Genomic DNA, 25542 nt, shown 5'->3' on the forward strand with positions numbered 1-25542 from the left:
ATGTCCCGTCCGTCCCGCCGTGCCGGCGACCTCCTTCCGCTGACCGCGGCCCAGCGGGAGATCTGGCTCGCCGAGCAGAGCTCCCGGACCCCGATCCCGGGCTACCGCGTCGGCGAGTGCCTGGAGATCCACGGGCCGGTCGACCCGGAGCTGTTCGAAGCCGCGCTGCGCCGGGTGGTCGACGAGGTCGACGCCCTGCACGTGACCTTCACCGACGACGGCGAAGGCCCGCGCCAGGTCCTCCGGGAGAGCTGGGACTGGGCGCCCGCGCACCTCGACCTCGGCGCGGAGCCGGACCCCCGGGCCACGGCCACGGCCTGGATGGAACGGGACCTGGCCCGCCCGCTGGACCTCGCCCGCGACCCGCTGTTCGGCCACGCGCTGATCCGGCTGTCGCCGACGGAGTACCTCTGGTACCTGAACTACCACCACGTGGTGCTGGACGCGATCAGCAGCTCCATGGTCCGGCAGCGGGTCGGCGAGGTGTACTCGGCGCTGGCCGGGGACACCGCCGTCCCGCCCTGCCCGTTCGGCTCGCTGCGGGACCTGGTGGACAGCGACGCCGCCTACCGCTCGTCCGCCGACTTCACCGCGGACCGCTCGTACTGGACCGGCCGCTTCGCCGACCTGCCCGCCCCGACCCGGCTCACCGACACCACCGCGACCGACCCGCACCGGGCCCTGCGCCTGGCCGGGGAGCGGGAGCTGCGGAGCCCCGGGGCACTGCGCGCGGCCGCCGACCGGGCCGGCGTCCGGTGGTCCCGGCTGGTGGTCGCGGCGACGGCGCTCTACGCCCACCGGCTGAGCGGCGCCCGGGACGTCGTGCTGGCCCTCCCCGTCACCGCCCGCCGGGGCGCCGACCGTGACCTGACGGCCGTGCCCGGCACGATGTCCAACGTGGTGCCCCTGCGGCTGATCGTCCGACCGGACATGCCGTGGGGCGAACTCGTCGCCCAGGCGGCGCGGGAGGTCGAATCGGCCGTCGCGCACGAGCGCTACCGCAGCGAGGACCTGCTGCGCGACCTCGGCGCGCCCGGCAGCATCGGGACGGCGTTCCCGCTGATCGTCAACATCATGGCCTTCAACGCCAGGCCGAGCTTCGCCGGCCACCCGGCCGAGGTGCACCACTTCGTGTCGGGATCGACCACCGACATGGCCGTCTGGGTGTTCGACTACCGGGACGGCAACCCCCCGCTGCTCAGGCTGCACGGTGCGCCGGAGGCGTACGGCGACGACGATCTCGCGGCGCACCAGCAGCGATTGCTCACGCTGCTCGACACCGTCGCGGACTGCGACCCGGACGAGCCGGTGGGCCGGCTGGGTCTGCTCACCGTCCGGGAGCGGGCGGAGTTGGCGGTGTTGGGTGCTGGTCCGGTGGCTCCGGGTTTCGCGGTGGGTCTGGCGGAGTTGTTCCGGGAGCGGGTGCGGGAGGCGCCGGACCTGGTGGCGGTGGTGTGTGGTGATGTGTCGTTGTCGTACGCGGAGTTGGATGCGCGGGCGAATCGGTTGGCGCATGCGTTGGTTGAGCGGGGTGCGGGGCCGGAGCGGTTGGTGGCGGTCATGCTGCCCCGCTCGGTGGAGTTGGTGGTGGCGGTTCTGGCGGTGTTGAAGACGGGTGCGGCGTACGTGCCGGTGGATCCGGGGTATCCGGGGGCCCGGATCGGGTATCTGCTGGAGGACGCGGCTGCGGCTCTGGTGGTGACCGACGCGGCGTCGGTGGAGCGGCTGCCCGGGTCCGTGGACCGGTTGGTGCTCGACGATCCGGGGACGGCCGCCCTGCTGGCGGGCTGTCCGCGGACGGACCCGACGGTGGCCGTTGACCCGAGCCATCCCGCGTACGTCATCTACACCTCCGGCTCCACCGGTCGGCCCAAGGGCGTCGTGGCGACCCACGGCAGCCTGCTCAACCTGCTCACCGACCTCGGGCGACTGCATCTCCCGCCGGTCACCGAGGGCGGGCGGCGGATGCGGGTGGCCCTGACCACGTCGGTGTCGTTCGACGCGTCGTGGAACCAGTTGCTCGCCCTGTTCGCGGGCCACGAGCTGCACGTTCTGGACCACGCGACCTGGACCGACCCGGACGCCTTCGTCGACTTCGCGCGGCGCTGCGGACTGGACTACGTCGAAGCCACTCCCTCCTATCTGCACGACCTGGTGGAGCACGGGCTGCTGGGCGACGAGGGGTGGCGTCCGTCGGTGGTCGCCGCAGGTGGCGAGGCCGTCCCGGAGCGGCTGTGGGAGCGGCTGCGGGCCGCCGAGGGGGTGTCCTGCCTCAACCTCTACGGGCCGTCCGAGTGCACCGTCAACCCGGTGACGGCGTCCGTGGGTTCGAGCCCGAGCCCGGTCATCGGCCGACCCGTCACCAACACCCGGCTGTACGTGCTCGACGCGGCGTTGCAGCGGGTACCGGCGGGCGCGTCGGGTGAGTTGTACATCGCGGGTGCGGGTCTGGCGCGCGGCTACCTGAACCGGCCGGGTCTGACGGCCGGGCGGTTCGTGGCGGACCCGTTCGGTCCGGGTGGTGCGCGGATGTACCGCACCGGTGACCTGGCGCGGTGGAACCCGGAGGGGGACCTGGAGTTCCTCGGCCGCACCGATGACCAGGTCAAGATCCGCGGCTTCCGGGTGGAGCTCGGCGAGATCGAGGCCGTCCTCGCCGGACACCCGCAGGTCGCCCGGGCCGCCGTCACGGTGCGCGATGAGGAGGAGCCCCGGCTGCTCGCCCACGCCGTCCTCGTGTCCGGCGCCACGGCGACCGGCACCGTCCTGCGCGAGTACCTGCGCGAGCGGCTGCCCGCGCACATGGTGCCGGCGGCGCCGATGGTGCTGGACGCGCTGCCGCTGACCCCGAACGGCAAGCTCGACCGGCGGGCCCTGCCTGAGCCCGACCAGCGGTCCGCCGCACCGGGCCGCGCCCCGCGGACCGTCGTCGAGCACCTGCTCGCCGGGCTGTTCGCCGAGGTGCTGGGGGCCGCCGAGGTCGGACTGGACGACAGCTTCTTCGACCTCGGCGGCCACTCCCTGCTCGCCACCCGGCTGGTCGCCCGGGCCCGCTCGGTGCTGGGCGTGGAGCTCCGGCTGCGCGACCTGTTCGATGCCCCCACGGTCGCGGAACTGGCGGCGGCCGTGGACGGCGCGGGCCGGGCGCGCCCCGCGCTCACGGCGGGTGAGCGGCCCGGGACGGTCCCGCTGTCCTTCGCGCAACGCCGCCTGTGGTTCCTGCACCGGATGGAGGGGCCGAGCGCCACCTACAACATCCCGCTGGCGCTGCGGCTCTCCGGCAGCCTGGACCAGCGCGCCCTGCAGGCCGCCCTGGCGGACGTGGTCGAGCGGCACGAGAGCCTGCGCACCGTCTTCCCGGTGGTCGACGGCGAGCCGTGCCAGCGGGTGCTCGACCTCGAAGCGGCCCGGCCGCGACTGTGGGTGACCGCGACCGGCGAACGCGACCTGCCGCAGCGGCTGGCGGAGGCGGCGCGACACGGCTTCGAGCTCGCCGAGGAGCCGCCGCTGCGCGCCGAGCTGTTCGAACTCGGTGCCGAGCAGCACGTACTACTGCTGGTGGTGCACCACATCGCCGGTGACGGCTGGTCGACGGGGCCGCTCTCGCGGGACCTGACCACCGCCTACGCGGCCCACAGCGAGGGGGCGAAGCCGGAGTGGTCGCCGCTGCCGGTCCAGTACGCGGACTACACCCGCTGGCAGCGGGAGCTGCTGGGCGACCCGGCCGACCCGGATAGCCTGATCAGTGGTCAACTCGCTTACTGGCGGCAGAAGTTGGCCGACCTGCCCGAGCAGGTCGAGCTGCCCTTCGACCGGCCCCGGCCGGCGGCGATGTCCTACCGGGGTGCCCAGCTGCCGGTGCGGATCGACGCCGAACTGCACCGGGGCCTGCGCGCCCTCGCCCGTGACGGCGGCGCCAGCCTCTTCATGGTGCTCCAGGCCGGCCTGGCCGCTCTGCTGGGCAAGCTCGGCGCCGGCACCGACGTCCCGATCGGCACGCCGATCGCGGGACGCACCGACGAGGCGCTGGAGGACCTGGTCGGATTCTTCGTCAACACCCAGGTGCTGCGCACCGACCTGTCCGGTGACCCGTCGTTCACCGAGCTGCTGGGCCGGGTGCGCTCCGACGCGCTGGCCGCGTACGCCCACCAGGACGTGCCCTTCGAGCACCTGGTGGAGGCGCTGAACCCGACCCGGACGCTCGCCCACCACCCGCTGTTCCAGACCATGCTCACCCTGCAGAACACGCCGTTCGGCGGCTTCGACCTGCCGGGGCTGCAGGTGGCCGCCGACCTGGTCCCGACCGGGACGGCCAAGTGCGACCTGACCTTCGTCCTGGCCGAACAGCCCGGCGCGGACGGGCTGTCGGGCGTGGTGGAGTACAGCACCGACCTGTTCGACGCGGCCACCGTCAGCGGCATCCTCGAGCGGTGGCTGCGGCTGCTGCGCGCCGTCGCCGCCGACCCCGGCCGGCGGATCGGCCGGGTGGACGTGCTGTCGGCCGACGAGCTCCGGGCCCTGCTGCCGGCCGGCAGCGACCCGGGCCGGGAGCGGTCGCAGAGCGGACTGCCCGCGCTGTTCGAGCGGCAGGTGCGGGCCGACCCCGCCGCGACCGCCCTCACGGACGGCGAAGTCCACCTGACGTACGGCGAGTTGAACTCCCGCGCCAACCGCCTCGCGCACGCCCTGATCGATCGGGGGGTGGGGCCCGAGCAGCTGGTGGCGCTCGCCCTGCCGCGCTCGGTCGAGCTGGTCGTCGCGGTGCTCGCGGTACTCAAGGCCGGCGCCGCGTACGTCCCGCTGGACCCCGGGTACCCGGCGGCCCGGATCGCCTACCTGCTCCAGGACACCCGGCCCGCGCTGCTCCTGACGACGAGTCGGACCGGCGACCTCCCGGGGGCGGAGCAGGTGGACCGGCTGCTGCTGGACACCGCCGACCTGGACGGGCGACCGGACACCGACCCGGCGGTCGCCGTCGACCCCGACCACGCCGCCTACGTCATCCACACCTCCGGCTCCACCGGCAACCCCAAGGGCGTGGTCGTCCCGCACCGCAACGTGGTGCGGCTGTTCGACACCACGCGGGAGCTGTTCGGCTTCTCCGCCGAGGACATCTGGACCCTCTTCCACTCCTACGCCTTCGACTTCTCGGTGTGGGAGCTGTGGGGCCCGCTGCTGCACGGCGGCCGTCTGGTGGTCGTCGACCACGAGACCAGCCGCTCGCCCGGCAGCTTCCTGGAGCTGCTCGCCCGGGAGCGGGTGACCGTGCTCAACCAGACGCCGTCCGCCTTCTACCAGCTGATGCGGGCGGACGCGGACGCCCCGGAGACCAGCTGTCGGCTCGCCCTGCGCACCGTGGTGTTCGGCGGCGAGGCACTGGAGCACGCCCGGCTGGAGGGCTGGTACGAGCGGCACCCGCAGGACGCGCCGCTCCTGGTCAACATGTACGGCATCACCGAGACCACGGTGCACGTCACGTACGCGGCGCTCGACCGGTCCGGCACCCCGGCCGGCCAGATCGGCACGGCCATCCCGGACCTGCGGACGTACGTCCTCGACGACGGCCTGCGCCCGGTCGCCCCCGGCGTCGCGGGCGAACTGTACGTCGCGGGCCCGGGCCTGGCACGCGGCTACCTGAACCGGCCCGGCCTGACCGCAGGCCGGTTCCTCGCCGACCCGTTCGGACCGGCCGGCTCCCGCATGTACCGCACCGGCGACCTGGTGCGCCGGGCGGCAGGGGGGCACCCCCGGCCGGTGGGGGCACCTCCCAGCCGCCAGGCTGGGGGCGCTGGGGGAGGCAGCCTGCGCTACGTCGGCCGGGCCGACCAGCAGGTGAAGGTCCGCGGCTTCCGGATCGAGCTCGGCGAGATCGAGGCGGCGCTGGCCGCCCACCCCGGCATCGCCCAGGTCGCCGTGCTGGCTCGGCAGGACCGGGCCGACGACACCCGGTTGGCCGCCTACCTGGTGCCGGCCGGGGCCGGTGCGCCGAGCCCGGCCGAGTTGCGGGCGCACCTGCGCGAGCGGCTGCCGGAGTACATGGTGCCGGCGGCGTTCGTCGCGCTGGACACGCTGCCGCTGACCGTCAACGGCAAGCTGGACCACCGGGCCCTGCCCGCTCCCGACCTCGCCCCGGCCACCGCCTCCCGCGCGCCGCGCACCCCGCAGGAGCAGATCCTCTGCGAGCTGTTCGCCGAGGTCCTGGGCGTGGCGTCGGCCGGCGTCGAGGACGGGTTCTTCGACCTGGGCGGGCACTCGCTGCTCGCCACCCGCCTGGCCGCCCGGATCCGCGCGACGCTCGGCGTGGAGATGCCGCTGCGCACCCTGTTCGAGGCGCCGACCCCCGAGGGCCTGGCCGCCGCCCTGGTGGCCGCCGGGCCGGCCCAAGCTGCCCTGGTGCGGCGCGAGCGCCCCGGGACGGTCCCGCTGTCCTTCGCGCAGCAACGGCTGTGGTTCCTGCACCAGCTGGAGGGCGCCGAGGCGAGCTACCACATCTCGCCGGCCTGGCGGCTGCTCGGCACACTGGACCGGCGGGCCCTGGAGGCCGCCCTGGCGGACGTGGTCGAGCGGCACGAGAGCCTGCGCACCGTCTTCCCGGCGGTGGACGGCGTGCCGTACCAGCGGGTGCTGGACGCGGTGGCGGCCCGCCCGCACCTGCTCGTGCGCCGGACCACCGGGGCCGGGCTGCCGGCCGCGCTGGCGGAGGCGAAGGCCCGCCCGTTCGACCTGGCGGCCGACCTGCCGCTGCGGGCCGAACTGTTCGAGACGGGGCCCAAGGAGCACGTCCTCCAGCTGGTGCTCCATCACATCGCGGGCGACGGCTGGTCGCTGGGCCCGCTCGTGCAGGGGCTGACCGCCGCCTACGCGGCCCGCAGCAGGGGCGAGGCGCCGCAGTGGGCGCCGCTGCCCGTGCAGTACGCCGACTACACCCTGTGGCAGCACGAACTGCTCGGCGACGCGGCCGACCGGGACAGCCTGTTCGCCGGCCAGGCGGACTACTGGACCCGGCAGCTGGCCGGCCTGCCGGAGCGGATCCAGCTGCCCACCGACCGGCCCCGCCCGGCGGTCGCCTCGCACCGGGGCGGCTCCGTGCGCGCCGGGCTGGACGCCGAGCTCCACCAGGGCCTGCGCGAGCTTGCCCGGGAGCACGGGACCAGTCTGTTCATGGTGCTCCAGGCGGCTCTGGCGGCGCTGCTGAGCAAGCTCGGCGCGGGCGACGACATCCCGGTCGGCAGCCCGGTCGCCGGTCGCACCGACCAGGCGCAGGACGAGCTGGTCGGCTACTTCGTCAACACCCTGGTGTTCCGCACCGACACCTCGGGCGACCCGACGTTCGCCGAGCTGCTGGGCCGGGTCCGGGACACCTCGCTGGCCGGGTACGCCCACCAGGACCTCCCGTTCGAGTACCTCGTCTCGGTCCTGAACCCGTCCCGGTCGCTGGCGCACCACCCGTTGTTCCAGGTCATGCTGGTGCTGCAGAACGTGCCCCGGGCCGACTTCGCGCCGCCCGGCCTGCACATCGAGGACCTGCCGCAGACCTCGACCACCGCCAAGCTCGACCTGATCCTCACCATGTCCGAGCAGCACGCGCAGGACGGCACCCCGGAGGGGATCGACGGGTCCGTCGAGTACACCAGCGACCTGTACGACCCGGCCACCGTCGAGACGATGATCAGGCGGTGGGAGCGGCTGCTCCGTGCCGCCGTCGCCGACCCGCGGCGGCGGCTCAGCAGGCTCGACCTGCTCACCGCCGAGGAGCGGGCCGGGCTGGCGACGCTGGGTACCGGTCCGGCCGCTCAGGACTTCACCGCGAGCCTGCCGGAGCTGTTCCGCGAGCACGTCCGGGCGACCCCGGACCTTGTCGCCCTGGTGTGCGGCGACGTGTCGTTGTCGTACGCGGAGCTGGACGTGCGGGCGAACCGGTTGGCGCAGGCGCTGGTCGCGCGGGGTGCGGGGCCGGAGCGGTTGGTGGCGGTGGCGCTGCCGAGGTCGGCGGAACTGGTGGTGGCGATCCTGGCGGTACTGAAGACGGGTGCGGCGTATGTTCCGGTGGACCCGCAGTACCCGGTGGCCCGGATCGCCTACCTCCTGGAGGACGCGTCTGCGGCTCTGGTGGTGACCGATACCGCGTCCGCGGAGCGGCTGCCCGACGGTGGTCCCCTCAACCGGCTGGTGCTCGACGCCCCGGAAACAGCCGTCCTGCTGGCGGCCTGTCCGCAGACGGACCCGATGGTGCCCGTCGGTCCCGACCATCCGGTCTACGTCATCTACACCTCCGGTTCCACCGGTAGGCCCAAGGGCGTCATGGTGACGCACGGCGGCCTGCTCAACCTGTTCGCCAACCAGGTCCCGCTGGTCTTCCGGACGGGGGAGCGGATGCGGGTCGGACTGACCACGTCGGTGTCCTTCGACGCCTCCTGCGACCAGCTGTTCGCCCTGTTCGCGGGCCATGAGCTGCACGTCCTGGACGAGGCGACCTGGACCGACCCGGACGCCTACCTCGCGTACGCGGTGCGGGCCGGGCTGGACACCGTCGGCGGCACTCCTTCCTACGTGCAGGTCCTCGTCGAACACGGCCTGCTGGACCACCCGCAGTGGCGCCCCTCGATGATCGGGCTGGGCGGGGAGACCGTCCCCGAGCAGCTGTGGGAGCGGCTGCGGGTGGTCGAGGGAGTGTCCTCCCTGAACTACTACGGGCCGTCCGAGTGCACGGTGGACTCGGTCTTCGCGCCGCTCGGGTCGAGCCCTCGGCAGGTGATCGGCCGGCCGCTCGGCGGAGTCCGGCTGTACGTGCTCGACGGCGCGTTGCAGCCGGTGCCGGCGGGTGTGCCGGGTGAGTTGTACATCGCGGGTGCGGGTCTGGCGCGCGGCTACCTGAACCGACCCGGCCTGACCGCCGGGCGGTTCGTGGCGGACCCGTCCGGTCCGAGCGGATCGAGGATGTACCGGACCGGCGACCTGGTGCGGTGGAACCCGGAGGGGAACCTGGAGTTCCTCGGCCGCACCGATGACCAGGTCAAGATCCGCGGCTTCCGGGTGGAGCTCGGCGAGATCGAGGCCGTCCTCACCGAACACCCCCAGGTCGCCCGGGCCGCCGTGGTGGTACGGAAGGACCGGGCACGAGACCCCCGCCTGGTCGCCTACCTGCAGCCCGCCACTGGGTCGGAGCTGCGGCCCGAGGAGCTGCGGGTGCACCTGCGCGAGCGGCTGCCGGACTACATGGTGCCCGCCGCGTTCGTCTGCCTCGACGTCCTGCCGCTGACCCCGAACGGCAAGCTGGACCGGCGCGCCCTGCCCGAGCCCGAGTCCACCGCGCCGCACGTCGGCCGGGCACCGCACACCCCGCAGGAGCAGGTGCTCGCCGGGTTGTTCGGCGAGGTGCTGGGCCTGCCGCAGGTCGGCGTCGACGACGACTTCTTCGAGCTCGGCGGCCACTCCCTGCTCGCCACCCGGCTGGTCGCCCGGGCCAGGGCGGCCCTCGGGGTCGAGCTGGAGCTGCGCTCCCTGTTCCGCACCCCGACCGTGGCCGGGCTGGCCGCCGGGCTGGGCGGCGCGGACCGGGCCCGGCTCGCCCTGGTGCGGGCGGAGCGGCCCGCGCTGGTGCCCCTGTCGTCCGCCCAGCGGCGGCTGTGGTTCCTGCGCCAACTGGAAGGCGCCGACTCGGTCTACAACATGCCGCTCGCGTGGCGGCTCACCGGACCGCTGGACCCGGCAGCTCTGGAGGCGGCGCTGGGCGACCTCGCCGGCCGGCACGAGACACTGCGCACGGTCTTCCCGGCCGTGGACGGCGTGCCCCACCAGCAGGTGCTGGCCCTCGGGGAAGCACGGCCCAGGCCGGCAGTCACCCCGACCGCCGAGTCGTCCCTGGGGGAGCTGCTGGCGGGATCCGCCGCGCGCGGATTCGACCTCGCGGCCGAACCGCCTCTGCGCGCAGAGGTGTTCGAGATCTCGCCGGACGAGCACGTGCTGCTGCTGGTCATGCACCACATCGCGGGCGACGGCTGGTCGCTGGGCCCGCTGGCCGCCGACCTGGCCACCGCGTACGCGGCCCGCCGCCGGGGCGAGGCGCCGCAGTGGGCGCCGCTGCCCGTGCAGTACGCCGACTACACCCTGTGGCAGCAACGGCTGCTCGGCGACACAGCCGACCCGGACAGCCTGTTCGCCCGTCAGACGGATTACTGGAAGCGGACGCTGGCGGACCTGCCGGAGCAGATCAGGCTTCCCGCTGACCGGCACCGTCCCGTGATCCCCTCCCACTCCGGTGGCCACCTGGCGATCGAGCTGGACGCCGACCTGCACGCCGGGCTGGTCAGGCTGGGCCGGGAGCACGGCGCCAGCGTGTACATGGTGATGCAGGCCGCCCTGGCCTCGCTGCTGGACAAGCTCGGCGCGGGCACCGACATCCCGGTCGGCAGCCTGATCGCCGGCCGCACCGACGAGGCGCTGGACGACCTGGTCGGATTCTTCGTCAACACCTTGGTGCTGCGCACCGACACCTCGGGCGACCCGACGTTCGCCGAGCTGCTGGGCCGGGTCAGGGAGGCCGCGCTCGGCGCGTACGCGCACCAGGATCTGCCGTTCGACCACGTCGTCGAGGCGCTCAACCCGTCCCGGTCCCTGGCCCGGCAGCCACTCTTCCAGGTCCTGCTCGCGTTGCAGAACGTGCCTGGCACCGAGTTCGCGCTGGACGGCCTGGCCGCCGAGATCGTCCTGGTGCGGACCCCGACCACGATGTTCGACCTCGGCTTCCACCTGCTGGAGCGCAGCGGCACCGGCGGGGTGGCCGAGGGCATCGTCGGGCGGGTCGAGTACAGCGCCGACCTGTTCGACCCCGCCACGGTGGAGGTGCTCGTCGCCCGCTGGCTGCGGCTGCTGGCGGCCGTGGTCGCCGAGCCGGAGCGGCCGTTGAGCCGGATCGACGTCCTCGCCGCCGAGGAGCGGCACGAGCTGCTGACCGTCCGCAACGACACCGTCCGCCCCGTGCCCGGGGCCACCCTGCCTGCGCTGTTCGAGGCATGGGCGAGGGAGACCCCGCAGGCCCCGGCGGTCGTCTTCGAGGACACCACCCTGACCTACCGGGAGCTGAACCGCCGGGCCAACCGCCTGGCCCACGCGCTGATCGCGCGCGGGGTGGGCCCCGAGCAGGTCGTCGCGCTGCGGTTGCCCCGCTCCGGCGAGTTGGTAGTCGCCATTCTCGCGGTGCTCAAGACGGGCGCGGCCTACCTACCGGTCGACCCGGACTACCCGGCCGCCCGTATCACGTACATGCTGGAGGACGCGCGCCCGGCCGTGGTGCTCGACGACCTCGCGGCCGTCACCCCGGCCGGGGACCTGCCGGAGCACGACCCGGCCGTCCCCGTGGACGCCCGGCACCCGGCGTACGTCATCTACACCTCCGGCTCCACCGGCAGGCCCAAGGCCGTGATGATGCCCGCCGCCGGGCTGCTGAACCTGCTGGAGTGGCACCACCGGGCCGTCGGCGGAGAACCCGGCACCCGCACCGCGCAGTTCACCGCGATCAGCTTCGACGTCTCGGTGCAGGAGGTGCTGTCCGCGACGCTGTACGGCAAGACCCTGGTGGTGCCGACCGAGGAGCAGCGCCGCAGCGCCGAGCTGTTCGCGCACTGGCTGGACCGGCACCGGGTCGAGGAGCTGTTCGCCCCCAACCTGGTGGTCGAGGCGTTGGCTGAGGCCGCCGAGGAGGCTGGGCTGGAGCTGCCGCACCTGCGGTTGGTCGCCCAGGCCGGCGAGGCGATGCGGCTGGGCGCCGCCGTGCGCCGATTCCAGGCCCGCGGAGGGGGCCGGGTGCTGCACAACCACTACGGGCCCGCCGAGACCCACGTGATCACCGCCTACGCCCTCCCGGCTGACCCCGCCGACTGCCCGCTGCCGGTGCCGATCGGCCGTCCGATCGCCAACTGCCGTGTGTACGTGCTGGATCAGGCCCTACGACCGGTCGCCCCCGGCGTGCTGGGCGAGCTCTACCTGGCCGGTGCGGGTCTGGCGCGCGGCTACCTGGGCCGGCCGGGCCTGACGGCCGGGCGGTTCGTCGCCTGTCCGTTCGGCTCCGGTGAGCGGATGTACCGCACCGGCGACCTGGTGCGCTGGCGGGCAGGGGGGTCCCCCCGGCCGGAGGCTGGGGGAGGCGAGTTGGAGTTCGCCGGCCGGGTCGACCACCAGGTCAAGATCCGCGGCTTCCGGATCGAACCGGGCGAGATCGAGGCCGAGCTGACCGCGCACCCGGGTGTCGCCCGGGTCGCGGTGCTCGCCCGCGAGGACCGGCCGGGGGAGACCAGGATCGTCGCGTATGTCGTCCCCTCGGACGGGGGTGGGACGACCGTGGCGGCACTCGCCGGGTACCTGCGCGAGCGGGTGCCGGACTACCTGGTGCCGTCCGCGTTCGTGTTGCTGGACGCGCTGCCGCTGACCCCGAACGGGAAGCTGGACCGGGCGGCGCTGCCCGTGCCGGAGGCCGCCCCGGTCGATGGCGGCCGGGCGCCGCGCACCCCGCAGGAGCAGATCCTCGCCGAGCTGTTCGCCGAGGTGCTCGACGTGCCGGGGGTCTCCGTCGACGACGACTTCTTCGCGCTGGGCGGCCACTCGCTGCTCGCCACCCGGCTGGTCTCCCGGGTCCGGGCGACCCTCGGGGTCGAGCTGGAGCTGCGCGCGCTGTTCCGCACCCCGACCCCCGCCGGGCTGGCGGCCGGACTGCACGACGCCGGTGCCGCCCGGCAGGCCCTGGTGCCCCGACCCCGCCGCGAACCGATGCCGCTGTCCTTCGCCCAGCGCCGGCTCTGGTTCCTCCAGCAGCTCGGGATGCCCAGCGCCACCTACCACATGCCGCTGGCCCTGCGCCTGTCCGGCGACCTCGACCGGGCCGCGCTGGACGCCGCGCTCGCGGACGTGGTGGCCCGGCACGAGACCCTGCGCACGGTCTTTCCGCACACCGCCGGAATCCCGCACCAGCGGGTGCTGGAGCCGGCCGAGGCAGCCGTCCCGTTGACCGTAAGGGCCGCCGCCGAGGCGGAGGTGCCCACCCTGCTGCGCGAGGCGGCGGTACGGGGCTTCGACCTGACCTCGGACGTGCCGCTGCGGGCGGAGCTGTTCGCGCTCGCGCCGGACGAGCACGTGCTGCTGCTGGTGATGCACCACATCGTCGGGGACGGCTGGTCCATGGGCCCGCTGGCCCGCGATCTGGCCGCCGCCTACACGGCCCGGCGGGGCGGTGGGGCACCGCAGTGGCCGCCGCTGCCGGTGCAGTACGGCGACTACACCCTGTGGCAGCACGAGATCCTCGGCGACGAGCACGACACCGACAGCGTGTTCGCCCGCCAGGTCGCCTACTGGAGGCAGGCGCTGGCCGGGCTGCCCGAGCAGCTGCAGCTGCCCGCCGACCGGCCGCGACCGGCCACCATGTCGTACGGCGGCGACCTGCTGGAGCTCCGGATCGACGCCGAACTGCACGCCGCGCTGGTGGAGTTGGCGCGGCGCTCGGGGACGACCCTGTTCATGGTGCTGCAGGCCGCGCTGGCCGCGCTGTACACCCGTCTGGGCGCCGGCACGGACATCCCCATCGGCAGCCCGATCGCCGGGCGCACCGACGAAGCCCTCGACGACCTGGTCGGCTTCTTCATCAACACGCTGGTGCTGCGCACCGACACCAGCGGCGACCCGACCTTCGCCGAACTTCTCGGCCGGGTGCGGGAGACGGCGCTGTCCGCGTACGCGCACCAGGACGTGCCGTTCGAGCACCTGGTGGAGGCACTGAACCCGTCCCGCTCGCTCTCCCACCACCCGCTGTACCAGACCGGTCTGGTCGTGCAGAACGCGCCCGGTGGGGACTTCGACCTGCCGGGGCTGAAGGTCTCCGGGACGGCCGTGCTCACCGGGACCGCCCGCCTCGACCTGACCTTCGGGTTCGCGGAGGAGCACGGGCCCGACGGTGCGCCGGCCGGGCTCGGCGGGGCGGTCGAGTACAGCACCGACCTGTTCGACCGCCCGACCATCGAGGCGCTGGCCACCCGGTGGCTGCGGCTGCTGGCCGCGGTCGCCGCCGCGCCCGACCGGCCGATCGGCGGCATCGACCTGTTGTCCGCCGAGGAGCGCCGCGAGCTGCTGCCCGCCGCCGAGGCCGGCACGGCCGGGGCGAGCCTGCCGGAGCTGTTCGCGGCGCGGGTGGTGGCGGCGCCGGACGCGGTCGCGCTGGTGTGCGGGGACGTCGAGTTGACGTATCGTCAACTCGACGTGCGGGCGAACCGGTTCGCGCATGCGCTGATCGCCCGGGGGGTGGTGCCGGAGCAGGTCGTCGCGGTGGCGCTGCCGCGTTCGGTGGAGTCCGTGGTGGCGGTTCTGGGTGCGTTGAAGGCCGGGGCGGCGTACCTGCCGGTGGATCCGGCGTACCCGTCGGCGCGGATCGCGTACATGCTTCAGGACGCGAAGCCGTGTGTGGTGGTCGACGATCCGGCGACGGTGAACGAGGGCGACTGGCCGGAGACCGACCCGCAGGTCGCGATCGACGTCCGGCACCCGGCGTACGTGATCTACACCTCGGGCTCGACCGGCCGCCCCAAGGGCGTCGTGGTCGCCCACGGCGGCGTGTCGGGCCTGGTGGCGGCGCAGGTCGAGCGGCTCGGCGTGGCGCCGGGCAGCCGGGTGCTCCAGTTCGCCTCGCCCAGCTTCGACGCGTCCTTCTGGGACCTGTGCAGCGCGCTGCTCACCGGCGCCGCCCTGGTCCTGGCCCCCGTCGAGGCCCCGCTGGAGGCCCTGACGGACCGTCGGCTGCACGTCACCCACGTGACGCTGCCGCCCTCGGCCCTGGCCGCGATGGAGAGCGCCGATCTCACGGCCGCCACCGTGGTGGTGGCGGGTGAGGCGTGCCCGCCGGAGCTGGTGGCGCGCTGGGCGCCCGGGCGCCGGATGATCAACGCGTACGGCCCGACCGAGACCACGGTGTGCGCGACCATGAGCGACCCGCTGTCGCCGGGTTCCGGCGTGCCGCCGATCGGCCGGCCGGTCGCGGGCTTCCGGGTGTACGTCCTGGACGACCGGCTGCGGCCGGTGCCGCCGGGCGTGGTGGGGGAGCTCTACGTCGCGGGTGCGGGTCTGGCGCGCGGCTACCTGGGCCGGCCGGGCCTGACGGCCGGGCGGTTCGTCGCCTGTCCGTTCGGCGCCGGTGAGCGGATGTACCGCACCGGCGACCTGGTCCGCCGACGGGGCGACGGCGAGTTGGAGTACGTCGGCCGTGCCGACGACCAGGTGAAGGTCCGTGGTTTCCGGGTCGAACCCGGCGAGGTCGAGGCCGCGCTGGCCGAGCACCCCGCCGTCGCCCGAGCCGCCGTCGCGGCCCGGGACGACCGGCTCGTCGGCTACGCGGCGGTCCGTCCCGGTCGGGCCGTCCGTCCTGCGGAGTTGGCGGCGCACCTGCGCGAGCGGCTGCCGGACTACCTGGTGCCGTCCGCGTTCGTGCTGGTGGACGCGCTGCCGCTGACCCCGAACGGGAAGCTGGACCGGGCCGCGCTGCCCGCGCCGGAGGCCGCCCCGGTCGATGGCGGCCGGGCGCCGCGCACCCCGCAGGAGCAGATCCTCGCCGAGCTGTTCGCCGAGGTGCTCGACGTGCCGGGGGTCTCCGTCGACGACGACTTCTTCGCGCTGGGCGGCCACTCGCTGCTCGCCACCCGGCTGGCCGCCCGGGTGCGTTCGGTGCTCGGCGTGGAGCTCGGGCTGCGCACCCTCTTCCAGACGCCCACCGTGGCGGGGCTGGCCGGGGCACTGGCCGCCTCCGGCCGCACCCGTCCGGCACTGACCGCGCGGGAGAGGCCCACGGCGGTGCCGCTGTCCTTCGCCCAGCGTCGGCTCTGGTTCCTCCACCGGATGGACGCCACCGCCGCGACCTACCACATCCCGATGGCGCTGCAGCTGACCGGAACGCTCGACCGGGCCGCGCTGGACGCCGCGCTCGCCGACGTGGTGGCCCGGCACGAGAGCCTGCGGACGGTGTTCCCCGAGGTCGGCGGCGCACCCTGCCAGCGCGTGCTGGACCCGGCCGCGGTCCGTCTTCGGGCCCGACCGACCGAGGTGACGCAGGACGAACTGCCGCAGCGGCTCGCCGGGTCCGCCCGGCAGCCCTTCGACCTGGCGACGCAGCCGCCGCTGCGGGCCGAACTGTTCGCAGTCGCGCCGGACGAGCACGTGCTGCTGCTGGTCGTGCACCACATCGCCGCCGACGGCTGGTCCACCGGGCCACTGGCCCGCGATCTGGCCGAGGCGTACGCGGCCCGCTGCGAGGGCCGGCCGGCGGACCGGCCGGCCCTGCCGGTGCAGTACGCCGACTACACGCTGTGGCAGCACGAGTTGCTCGGCGACGCCGCCGACCCGCACAGCCGGTTCGCCGAGCAGCTCGACTACTGGAAGCGGCAGCTCTCCGACCTGCCGGAGCTGGTCCCCCTGCCCGCCGACCGATCGCGCCCGGCCGTCGCCGGCTGGCAGGGGGACCACCTCGGCCTGGAGCTCGATGCCGAACTGCACGCCGCGCTGGTGGAGTTGGCGCGGCGCTCGGGAGCGAGCCTGTTCATGGTGCTGCAGGCCGCGCTGGCCGCGCTGTACACCCGGCTGGGCGCCGGCACGGACATCCCGATCGGCAGCCCGATCGCCGGGCGCACCGACGAGGCGCTGGACGACCTGGTCGGCTTCTTCGTCAACACGCTGGTGCTGCGCACCGACACCAGCGGGGACCCGTCCTTCGCCGAGCTGCTGGGCCGGGTGCGGGAGACGGCGCTGTCGGCGTACGCGCACCAGGACGTGCCGTTCGAGCACCTGGTGGAGGCGCTGAACCCGTCCCGCTCGCTCTCCCACCACCCGCTGTTCCAGACCATCCTGGCGGTGCAGAACGCCCCGATGGGCCGGTTCTCGCTGCCCGGTCTGGACGTCGCCGCCTACACGGTCGCGACCGGGACCGCCAAGTTCGACCTCGGCGTCAGCATGGTCGAGCAGTTCGGCCCGGACGGGAAGCCGGCCGGCATCGCCGGCGCGGTCGAGTACGCCACCGACCTGTTCGACCGCTCGACGATCGCCGCCCTGGTCCGGCGCTGGACGCTCCTGCTGGAGGCCGTCACCGCCGACCCGGAGCAGCCGATCGGCGGGATCGACCTGCTGGACGCCGACGAGCGGCACCGGCTGCTGGAACAGGGCAACGCGACCGCACAGGATGTGGACGCCGTCCCGGTGCCGCGCGCCTTCGCGGCGCGGGTGGTGGCGGCGCCGGACGCGGTCGCGCTGGTGTGCGGGGACGTCGAGTTGACGTACCGTCAACTCGACGTGCGGGCGAACCGGTTCGCGCATGCGCTGATCGCCCGGGGGGTGGTGCCGGAGCAGGTCGTCGCGGTGGCGCTGCCGCGTTCGGTGGAGTCCGTGGTGGCGGTTCTGGGTGCGTTGAAGGCCGGGGCGGCGTACCTGCCGGTGGATCCGGCGTACCCGTCGGCGCGGATCGCGTACATGCTTCAGGACGCGAAGCCGTGTGTGGTGGTCGACGATCCGGCGACGGTGAACGAGGGCGACTGGCCGGAGACCGACCCGCAGGTCGCGATCGACGTCCGGCACCCGGCGTACGTGATCTACACCTCGGGCTCGACCGGCCGCCCCAAGGGCGTCGTGGTCGCCCACGGCGGCGTGGCCAGCCTGGTCGCCGCCCAGATCGAGCGCTTCGCGATCGAACCCGGCAGCCGGGTGCTCCAGTTCGCCTCGCCCAGCTTCGATGCCTCGGTGTCGGAGATCTGCACCGCCCTGCTGTGCGGCGCCACCCTGGTGCTCCCCCCGGCGGCCGAGCCGCTGGCCGCACTGACCGACCCGGCCCTGCGGGTCACCCATGCGACGGTGCCCCCGTCCGTCCTCGCCGCCGTGCCGGACGGCGCGGTGACGGTGTCGACGCTGGTGGTGGCGGGTGAGGCGTGCCCGCCGGAGCTGGTGGCGCGCTGGGCGCCCGGGCGCCGGATGATCAACGCGTACGGCCCGACCGAGACCACGGTGTGCGCGACCATGAGCGACCCGCTGTCGCCGGGTTCCGGCGTGCCGCCGATCGGCCGGCCGATCGCCAACGCCCGGGTGTACGTCCTGGACGACCGGCTTCGACCGGTGCCGCCGGGCGTGGCCGGGGAGCTCTACGTCGCGGGCGCGGGCCTGGCGCGCGGCTACCTGGACCGGCCGGGCCTGACGGCCGGGCGGTTCGTCGCCTGCCCGTTCGGCGCCGGTGAGCGGATGTACCGCACCGGCGACCTGGTCCGCCGACGGGCCGACGGGCAGCTGGAGTACGTCGGCCGTGCCGACGACCAGGTCAAGGTCCGTGGTTTCCGAGTCGAACCCGGCGAGGTCGAGGCCGCGCTGGCCGGACACCCCGCCGTCGCCCGAGCCGCCGTCGCGGCCCGGGACGACCGGCTCGTCGGCTACGTCGTCCCGCGCCAGGACACGGACCGGGACGGCGCGCTGGAAGCGGACCACGTGGGCGAGTGGCAGGACATCTACGACGCCCTGCCCATCACCCCCGAGGAGGCGGCCTTCGGTCAGAACTTCGTCGGCTGGAACAGCAGTTACGACGCCGCACCGATCCCCGTCGAGCAGATGCGGGAGTGGCGGGACGCCACCGTGGCCCGCATCCTGGCCCTGCGCCCGCGCCGGGTGCTGGAGGTCGGCGTCGGTACCGGTCTGCTGCTCTCGCAGGTCGCACCGCACTGCGAGAGCTACTGGGCGACCGACTTCTCCGCCACCGCGATCGGCGCCCTGGGCGCCCAGGTGGCGGGGGAGGAGCGGCTGGCCGGGCGCGTGGTGCTGCAGACCCGGCCGGCGCACGACACCGACGGGCTGCCGGCCGGGGAGTTCGACACCATCGTGATCAACTCGGTGGTGCAGTACTTCCCGTCCGCCGAGTACCTCGCGGACGTGATCGGGAAGCTGATGCGGCTGCTCGCCCCCGGCGGCGCCCTGTTCGTCGGCGACGTCCGCAATCTGCGGCTGCTGCGCCCGCTGGCCACCGCCGTCCAGCTGCACCGGACCGGTGACGGCACCGACCTCGCGGCCGTGCGCCGTGCGGTGGAGCAGGCCGTCCGGGTGGAGAAGGAGCTCCTGGTCGACCCGGACTTCTTCACCGTCCTGCGCGAGCACGGCCCGGACATCGGCGCGGTGGCCGTGGAGGTCAAGCGCGGCCGCCACCACAACGAACTGACCCGCTACCGCTACGACGTGACGCTGCACAAGCCGCCGGTCGTCCCGGCGGCCCCGGACCGGACCGTCGAGCTGACCTGGGGACGCGAGGTCGCCGACCTCGCCGGGCTGCGCGAGCTGCTCGCCGGGCCGACGGCCGGAGTGCTGCGGCTCAGCCGGGTGCCGAACCGCCGCGTCGCCCGGGAGACCGGCCTGGCCCGGGCCGTGCAGGACGGAGACGGGGCGCTCACCGAGCTGCTGGAGCACCTGCACGCACCGGAGGGCGGCGCCCTCCCGGACCCGGAGGACTTCCACGCCCTCGGGCAGGAGTTCGGCCGCACGGTGGCCGTCACCTGGTCGGCCACCGCGGCCGACGCCGTGGACGTCCTCCTGGCCGGCCCACGGACGCCCGGCGGCTCCCCGATCGAGCCGTACCGGCCCGCCGGAACCGCCGGCCGGGCCCTGTCGGCGCTGACCAACCGCCCGACCGGCGGCCGCAGCACCGGCGCGCTCCTCGGCGAGCTCCGCGACTGGCTGCGCGGGCGGCTGCCCGACTACCTGGTCCCGTCGGCGTTCGTGGCACTGGACACCCTTCCGCTGACGGCCAACGGCAAGCTCGACCGTCGCGCCCTGCCCGCCCCCGACCTCGGTCCGGCCGCGGGCGGGCGGGCGCCGCGCACCCCGCAGGAGCAGCTCCTCGCCGAGCTGTTCGCCGAGGTGCTCGGCCTGGCCCGGGTCGGGGTCGAGGACAGCTTCTTCGACCTCGGCGGGCACTCCCTGCTGGCGACCCGGCTGGCCTCCCGGGTCCGGGCGGTCCTCGGCGCGGAGCTGGAGGTCCGCGCCCTGTTCGAGACCCCGACCGTGGCCGCCCTGGCGGCCCGCCTCGACGGCTCCGGCACGGCGCGGCCCGCGCTCACCGCCCGGCCCCGCCCGGAGCGCGTCGAACTGTCCTTCGCCCAGCGCCGCCTGTGGTTCCTGCACCGGATGGACGGGCCGAGCGCCACCTACAACATGCCGCTCGCGCTCAGCCTGACCGGCGACCTCGACCGGCCTGCCCTGCACGCCGCGCTCGCCGACGTGATCGCCCGGCACGAGAGCCTGCGGACGGTCTTCCGCGAGGCCGACGGCGTCCCCCACCAGGTCGTGCTGAGCGCCGCGCAGGCACATCCGGCGCTGCCGGTGGTCGAGCTCGACGAGAGCCGGCTCGCCGGGCGGCTGGCGGACGCGGCCCGGCGCGGCTTCGACCTGGCCACGGAGCCACCGGTGCGGGCCGAGCTGTACGCGCTCGCGCCCGACCGGCACGTGCTGCTGGTCGTGGTGCACCACATCGCCGCCGACGGCTGGTCGATGGGGCCGCTCTCCGGCGACCTCGCCACGGCCTACGCCGCGCGCTGCCGGGGCGAGGAGCCGCAGTGGGCACCCCTGCCGGTGCAGTACGCCGACTACACCGGCTGGCAGCGCGACCTGCTCGGCGACACCGCGGACCCGGACAGTCTGTTCTCCCGCCAACTCACCTACTGGAAGGACGAACTGACGGGCATTCCGCAGCAGGTGCAGCTGCCCGTCGACCGGCCCCGGCCGCCGGTCGCCTCCCAACGGGGCGAGCGGGTCGTGGTCCGGATGGACCCCGCACTGCACCAGGCCCTGCGGGACCTGGCCGCCGCGCGCGGCGCCAGCATGTTCATGGTGCTGCAGGCCGGCCTCGCCGCCCTGCTCACCCGGCTGGGAGCGGGCCCGGACATCCCGATCGGCAGCCCGATCGCCGGCCGCACGGACGAGGCGCTCGACGACCTCGTCGGGTTCTTCGTCAACACGCTGGTGCTGCGCACCGACACCGGCGGCGACCCCGGCTTCGCCGAACTGCTCGGCCGGGTGCGGCACAAGGCGCTCAGCGCGTACGACCACCAGGACGTGCCGTTCGAGTACCTGGTCGAGGTGGCCAACCCGGTGCGCTCGCTGGCCCACCACCCGCTGTTCCAGGTCATGCTGGCCCTGCAGAACGCGCCGCTCGGCGAGTTCGCGCTGCCGGGGCTGGAGACCGGCCACCTGGAGGCGCCGACCGGGACCTCCCGGGTCGACCTGACGTTCAGCCTGGCCGAGCAGTTCCGCCCGGACGGTGGCGCCGACGGTCTGGTCGGCGCGGTGGAGTACGCCACCGACCTCTTCGACGCGGCCACCGTGGAGCTGCTGTTCGAGCGCTGGGCCCGCCTGCTGTGCACGGCCGCCGCCGACCCGGACCGGCCGATCAGCCGGATCGACCTGATGTCCGGCGCGGAACGCCACCAGCTGCTGCACGGGTTCAACGACACGGCCGCGCCGCTGCCGGCGGCCTCGGTCCCGGAGCTGTTCGCCCGTCAGGTGCGGGCCACCCCGGACGCGGTCGCGGTCGTCTCGGGCGGCACCGAGCTGACCTACGCGGAGCTCGACCTGCGGGCCGGGCGCCTGGCCGGGGCGCTGATCGAGCAGGGCGTACGGCCGGAGACACCGGTCGCGGTCATGCTGCCCCGCTCGGCGGAGCTGGTGGTGGCGATCCTGGCGATCGTCAGGGCGGGCGGCGCGTACGTGCCGCTGGACCCGCGCTTCCCCTCCTCCCGGATCGAGCTGATCCTGCGGGAGAGCGGGGCGGCCCTGGTGCTCACCCCGGAGGTGCTCGCCGCACTGGAGCAGTCCCTGGCCGCAGGCCGGCCCGGCCCCGAAGTCCCCTGCGAGCCCGGACAGTTGGCGTACGTCATGTACACCTCCGGCTCGACCGGGCGGCCGAAGGGCGTGGCCGTCACCCACCGCGACGTGGCCGGCCTCGCGCTGAGCCCCGAATGGCACGGCGGTGGGCACGAGCGGGTGCTGATGCACTCCCCGACGGCCTTCGACCTCTCGACCTACGAGCTCTGGGTGCCGCTGCTGGGCGGCGGCCGGATCGTCGTCGCGCCGCCCGAGCAGCTCGACCTCGACCTGCTGCAGCACACGATCGCCACCCACGGCGTGACCGGGCTCTGGCTGACCGCCGGACTGTTCCGGCTGGTCGCCGAGGAGCGCCCGGGCCTGCTCGCCGGGGTGCGCGAGGTGTGGACCGGCGGCGACGTGGTCTCCCCGGCCGCCGCCGCCCGGGTGCTCGCCGCCTGCCCCGGCATCGAGGTGGTCAACGGCTACGGGCCCACCGAGGCCACCACCCTGGCCACCCGCCACCCCGTGAGCGACCTCCCCGAGAACGCCGCGACCGTGCCGATCGGCGGCCCGATGGCGAACATGCGCACCTACGTGCTCGACGACCGGCTGCAACCGGTGCCCACCGGCATGGTCGGCGAGCTGTACCTCGCGGGCACGGGCGTGGCCCGGGGCTACTTCGGCCGCCCCGGCCTGACGGCGGAGCGCTTCACCGCCGACCCGTACGGGGCCGCCGGGAGCCGGATGTACCGCACCGGCGACCTCGCCCGGTGGCTTCCCGGAGGGGCACTGGACTTCGCCGGACGCGTCGACCACCAGGTCAAGCTGCGCGGCCTGCGGATCGAGCCCGGCGAGATCGAGGCCGTCCTGGCGGCCTGCCCCGGCGTCGCCCAGGCCGCCGTGGTCGCCCGCGAGGACCGGCCGGGCGACAAGCGGCTGGTCGCCTACCTGGTGCCCGCCCCCGAGGGCGCGCCCGAGCCGGCCGAGCTGAACGGACGGCTGCGCCGCGACCTGCCCGACTACATGGTGCCGGCGGCGTTCGTCACCGTGGACGCGCTGCCGCTGACCGCCAACGGCAAGCTCGACCGGGCCGCCCTGCCCGCCCCCGACTACGGGGCGTCGGACGCCGGACGCGGCCCCCGGACGCCGCAGGAGCAGCTGCTCTGCGGGCTGTTCGCCGAGGTCCTCGGCCGGGAGCAGGTCGGCATCGACGACGGCTTCTTCGACCTGGGCGGGCACTCGCTGCTGGCCGCCCGGCTGGCCTCCCGGGTCCGCGAGACCCTCGGCCTGGAGCTGGGGCTGCGGATGCTGTTCGAGGCGCCGACCGTGGCCGGGCTCACCGAGCGCCTGGCCATGAACGACCCGGCCGACGCGCTGGACGTCCTGCTGCCGCTGCGCTCGACCGGGACGGACACCCCGCTGTTCTGCGTCCACCCCGGTGGCGGCATCAGCTGGTCCTACAGCGGACTGCTGAACCACCTCGGCCCGCAGCACCCGGTCTACGCGCTCCAGGCGCGCGGCCTCGGCCGGCCCGAACCGCTGCCGGCCTCCTACGAGGAGATGGCGGCCGACTACGCCGACCACGTCCAGAAGGTCCAGCCCCAGGGCCCGTACCTGCTGCTCGGCTGGTCGGCGGGCGGGCTGATCGCCCACGCGCTGGCCTGCGAACTGCAGGCGCGCGGCGAGCGGACCGCGCTGCTGGCGATCCTCGACGCCTACCCGGTGAAGGACGTGCGCTTCGAGGAGGAGCCCGTACCCACCGTCCGGGACGTGCTGGTCGGCGTGCTCGACGTCGACCCGGCCGAGCTGGGCGACCGGGAGATCACCTACGCCGAGGTCGCCGAGGTGCTGAACCGGCGCGGCAGCGCGCTGGCCGGCCTGAACGAGCGGCAGGTCGAGGTGATCGTCCAGATCATGATCAACAACGCGAAGCTGGCGGTCGACTTCGTCCCCGGCCGGTACGACGGGGACCTGCTGCTGTTCAACTCCACGATCGACCGGGGCGACGACGACGCCGGCCCGGACGTCTGGCGCCCGTACATCGCGGGCCGGATCGAATCGCACCAGATCACCACCCGCCACGACCAGATGACCCAGGCGGGCTCGCTGGCCCAGATCGGGCCGGTCCTGGCCGCCAGGATCACCGAAGCCCTCGGCACCGCCGACTCCGGTGCCACCACCCTCTCCCCTCAGGAGGACTGACCCATGACCAACCCCTTCGACGACCAGGACGGCACCTTCCTCGTCCTCGTCAACGACGAGAACCAGCACTCGCTCTGGCCGCAGTTCGCCGACGTCCCGGACGGCTGGACCGTCACCCACGGCCCCGACACCCACGCCGCCTGCCTGGAGCACGTCGAGCAGGCATGGACCGACATGCGGCCCAGGAGCCTTGCCGACGCCATGGACGCCCAGCGGTAGCGCGGCCGACATGACCACGTCCGAAACACTGAGCGGGGCCCGCGACACCGCGGGCCCCGCCCGGCCCGGCGACCTCGCCGAGGCCCTGCTCACCCCCGAGGCCCGCCGCGACCCGTACCCGCTCTACGCCCGGATGCGGCGCGAGGACCCGGTCCACCGCAGCACCCAGGGCATCTGGTACCTCACCCGGTACGCCGACGTCGAGGCGGCGCTCGGCGACCTGCGGCTGTCCAACGACCGGGACCGGATGACCCGCGCCTACACCGCGCTCGGCGGCGACCTCAAGGCCCTCAGCCGGCTCACCGACCGGCTCGGCCGGGTGATGACCAACACCGACCCGCCGGACCATGCCCGCCTGCGCAAGCTGGCCAACCGGGCCTTCACCGCCCGCCGCGTCGAGGCCCTGCGCGGGGGCGTCCAGCGGATCGTCGACCGGCTGGTCGACCAGGCCGTCGCGGCCGGACCGACCGCCGATCTGATCGAGGCGATCGCCTCCCCGCTGCCGATGTCCGTGGTCTGCGAGCTCTTCGGCATCCCGGACGAGGACCGGCCACGGGTCACCGGCTGGTTCCACCGCTTCGGCCGGCTCGCCGAGGACATCGACGAGTCCGAGGCGGCGATCGAGGAGTACGAGGAGTACCTGTCCGGGCTCATCCGGCAGCGCCGGAGCGAACCCGGCGACGACCTGATCAGCGCCCTGGTCGCCACCCAGGCCCAGGACGACCGGCTCACCGACTCCGAACTGCTGTCCACCTGCTTCGTCCTGATCACCGCCGGCGACGAGACCACCACCCACCTGATCGGCAACGGCGTGCTCGCCCTGCTGCGCCACCCGGACCAGCTGGCCCGGCTGCGCGCCGACCCGGAGCTGATCCGCGACGCCGTCGAGGAGCTGGCCCGCTACGACACGGTCAGCCAGGCGATCGTCCGGGTCGTCGCGCAGGACCTGGAGATCGGCGGACGGACGCTGCGGGAGGACGAGCTGGTGTACCTGTTCCTCGGGGCGACCAACCGCGACCCCGAGCGCTTCGAGGACCCTGACCGGCTCGACCTGTCCCGCCCCGGCAACCGCCACCTGAGCTTCGGCCACGGCCCGCACTTCTGCCTCGGCGGCCCGCTGGCCAAGCTCCAGGCGGAGGTCGCCATCGGCACCCTGGTGCGCCGGCTGCCCGACCTGCGGCTCGCCGACGGGGCGGAGCCGGACTGGCGGCCCAATCCGCTGCAGCGGCGGCTGTGGACCCTCCCGATCGCCTACTGACCGTGAACCACGACAAA

At 74.5% G+C, this 25542-nt stretch carries 3 protein-coding genes; all 3 read left to right on the forward strand.

The window, feature by feature from the left end; all coding sequences use genetic code 11:
- From ACFZB9_RS30700 to ACFZB9_RS30710, 3 genes are read left to right on the forward strand one after another with little or no spacing between them, the layout of a single operon-like run.
- On the forward strand, window positions 1-24048 hold the full coding sequence (locus ACFZB9_RS30700) for a non-ribosomal peptide synthase/polyketide synthase (protein ID WP_391452572.1): 24048 nt from the start codon (window positions 1-3) through the stop codon (window positions 24046-24048).
- Window positions 24049-24051: 3 nt separating this feature from the next.
- On the forward strand, window positions 24052-24267 hold the full coding sequence (locus ACFZB9_RS30705; protein ID WP_391452574.1) for an MbtH family protein: 216 nt from the start codon (window positions 24052-24054) through the stop codon (window positions 24265-24267).
- 10 nt (window positions 24268-24277) lie between these two features.
- Complete coding sequence (locus tag ACFZB9_RS30710) at window positions 24278-25525, forward strand: cytochrome P450 (protein WP_391452576.1); 1248 nt, start codon at window positions 24278-24280, stop codon at window positions 25523-25525.
- Window positions 25526-25542: the final 17 nt, after the last annotated feature.

The sequence above is a fragment of the Kitasatospora sp. NPDC008050 genome (genome assembly GCF_042957465.1).
Lineage (GTDB): Bacteria > Actinomycetota > Actinomycetes > Streptomycetales > Streptomycetaceae > Kitasatospora.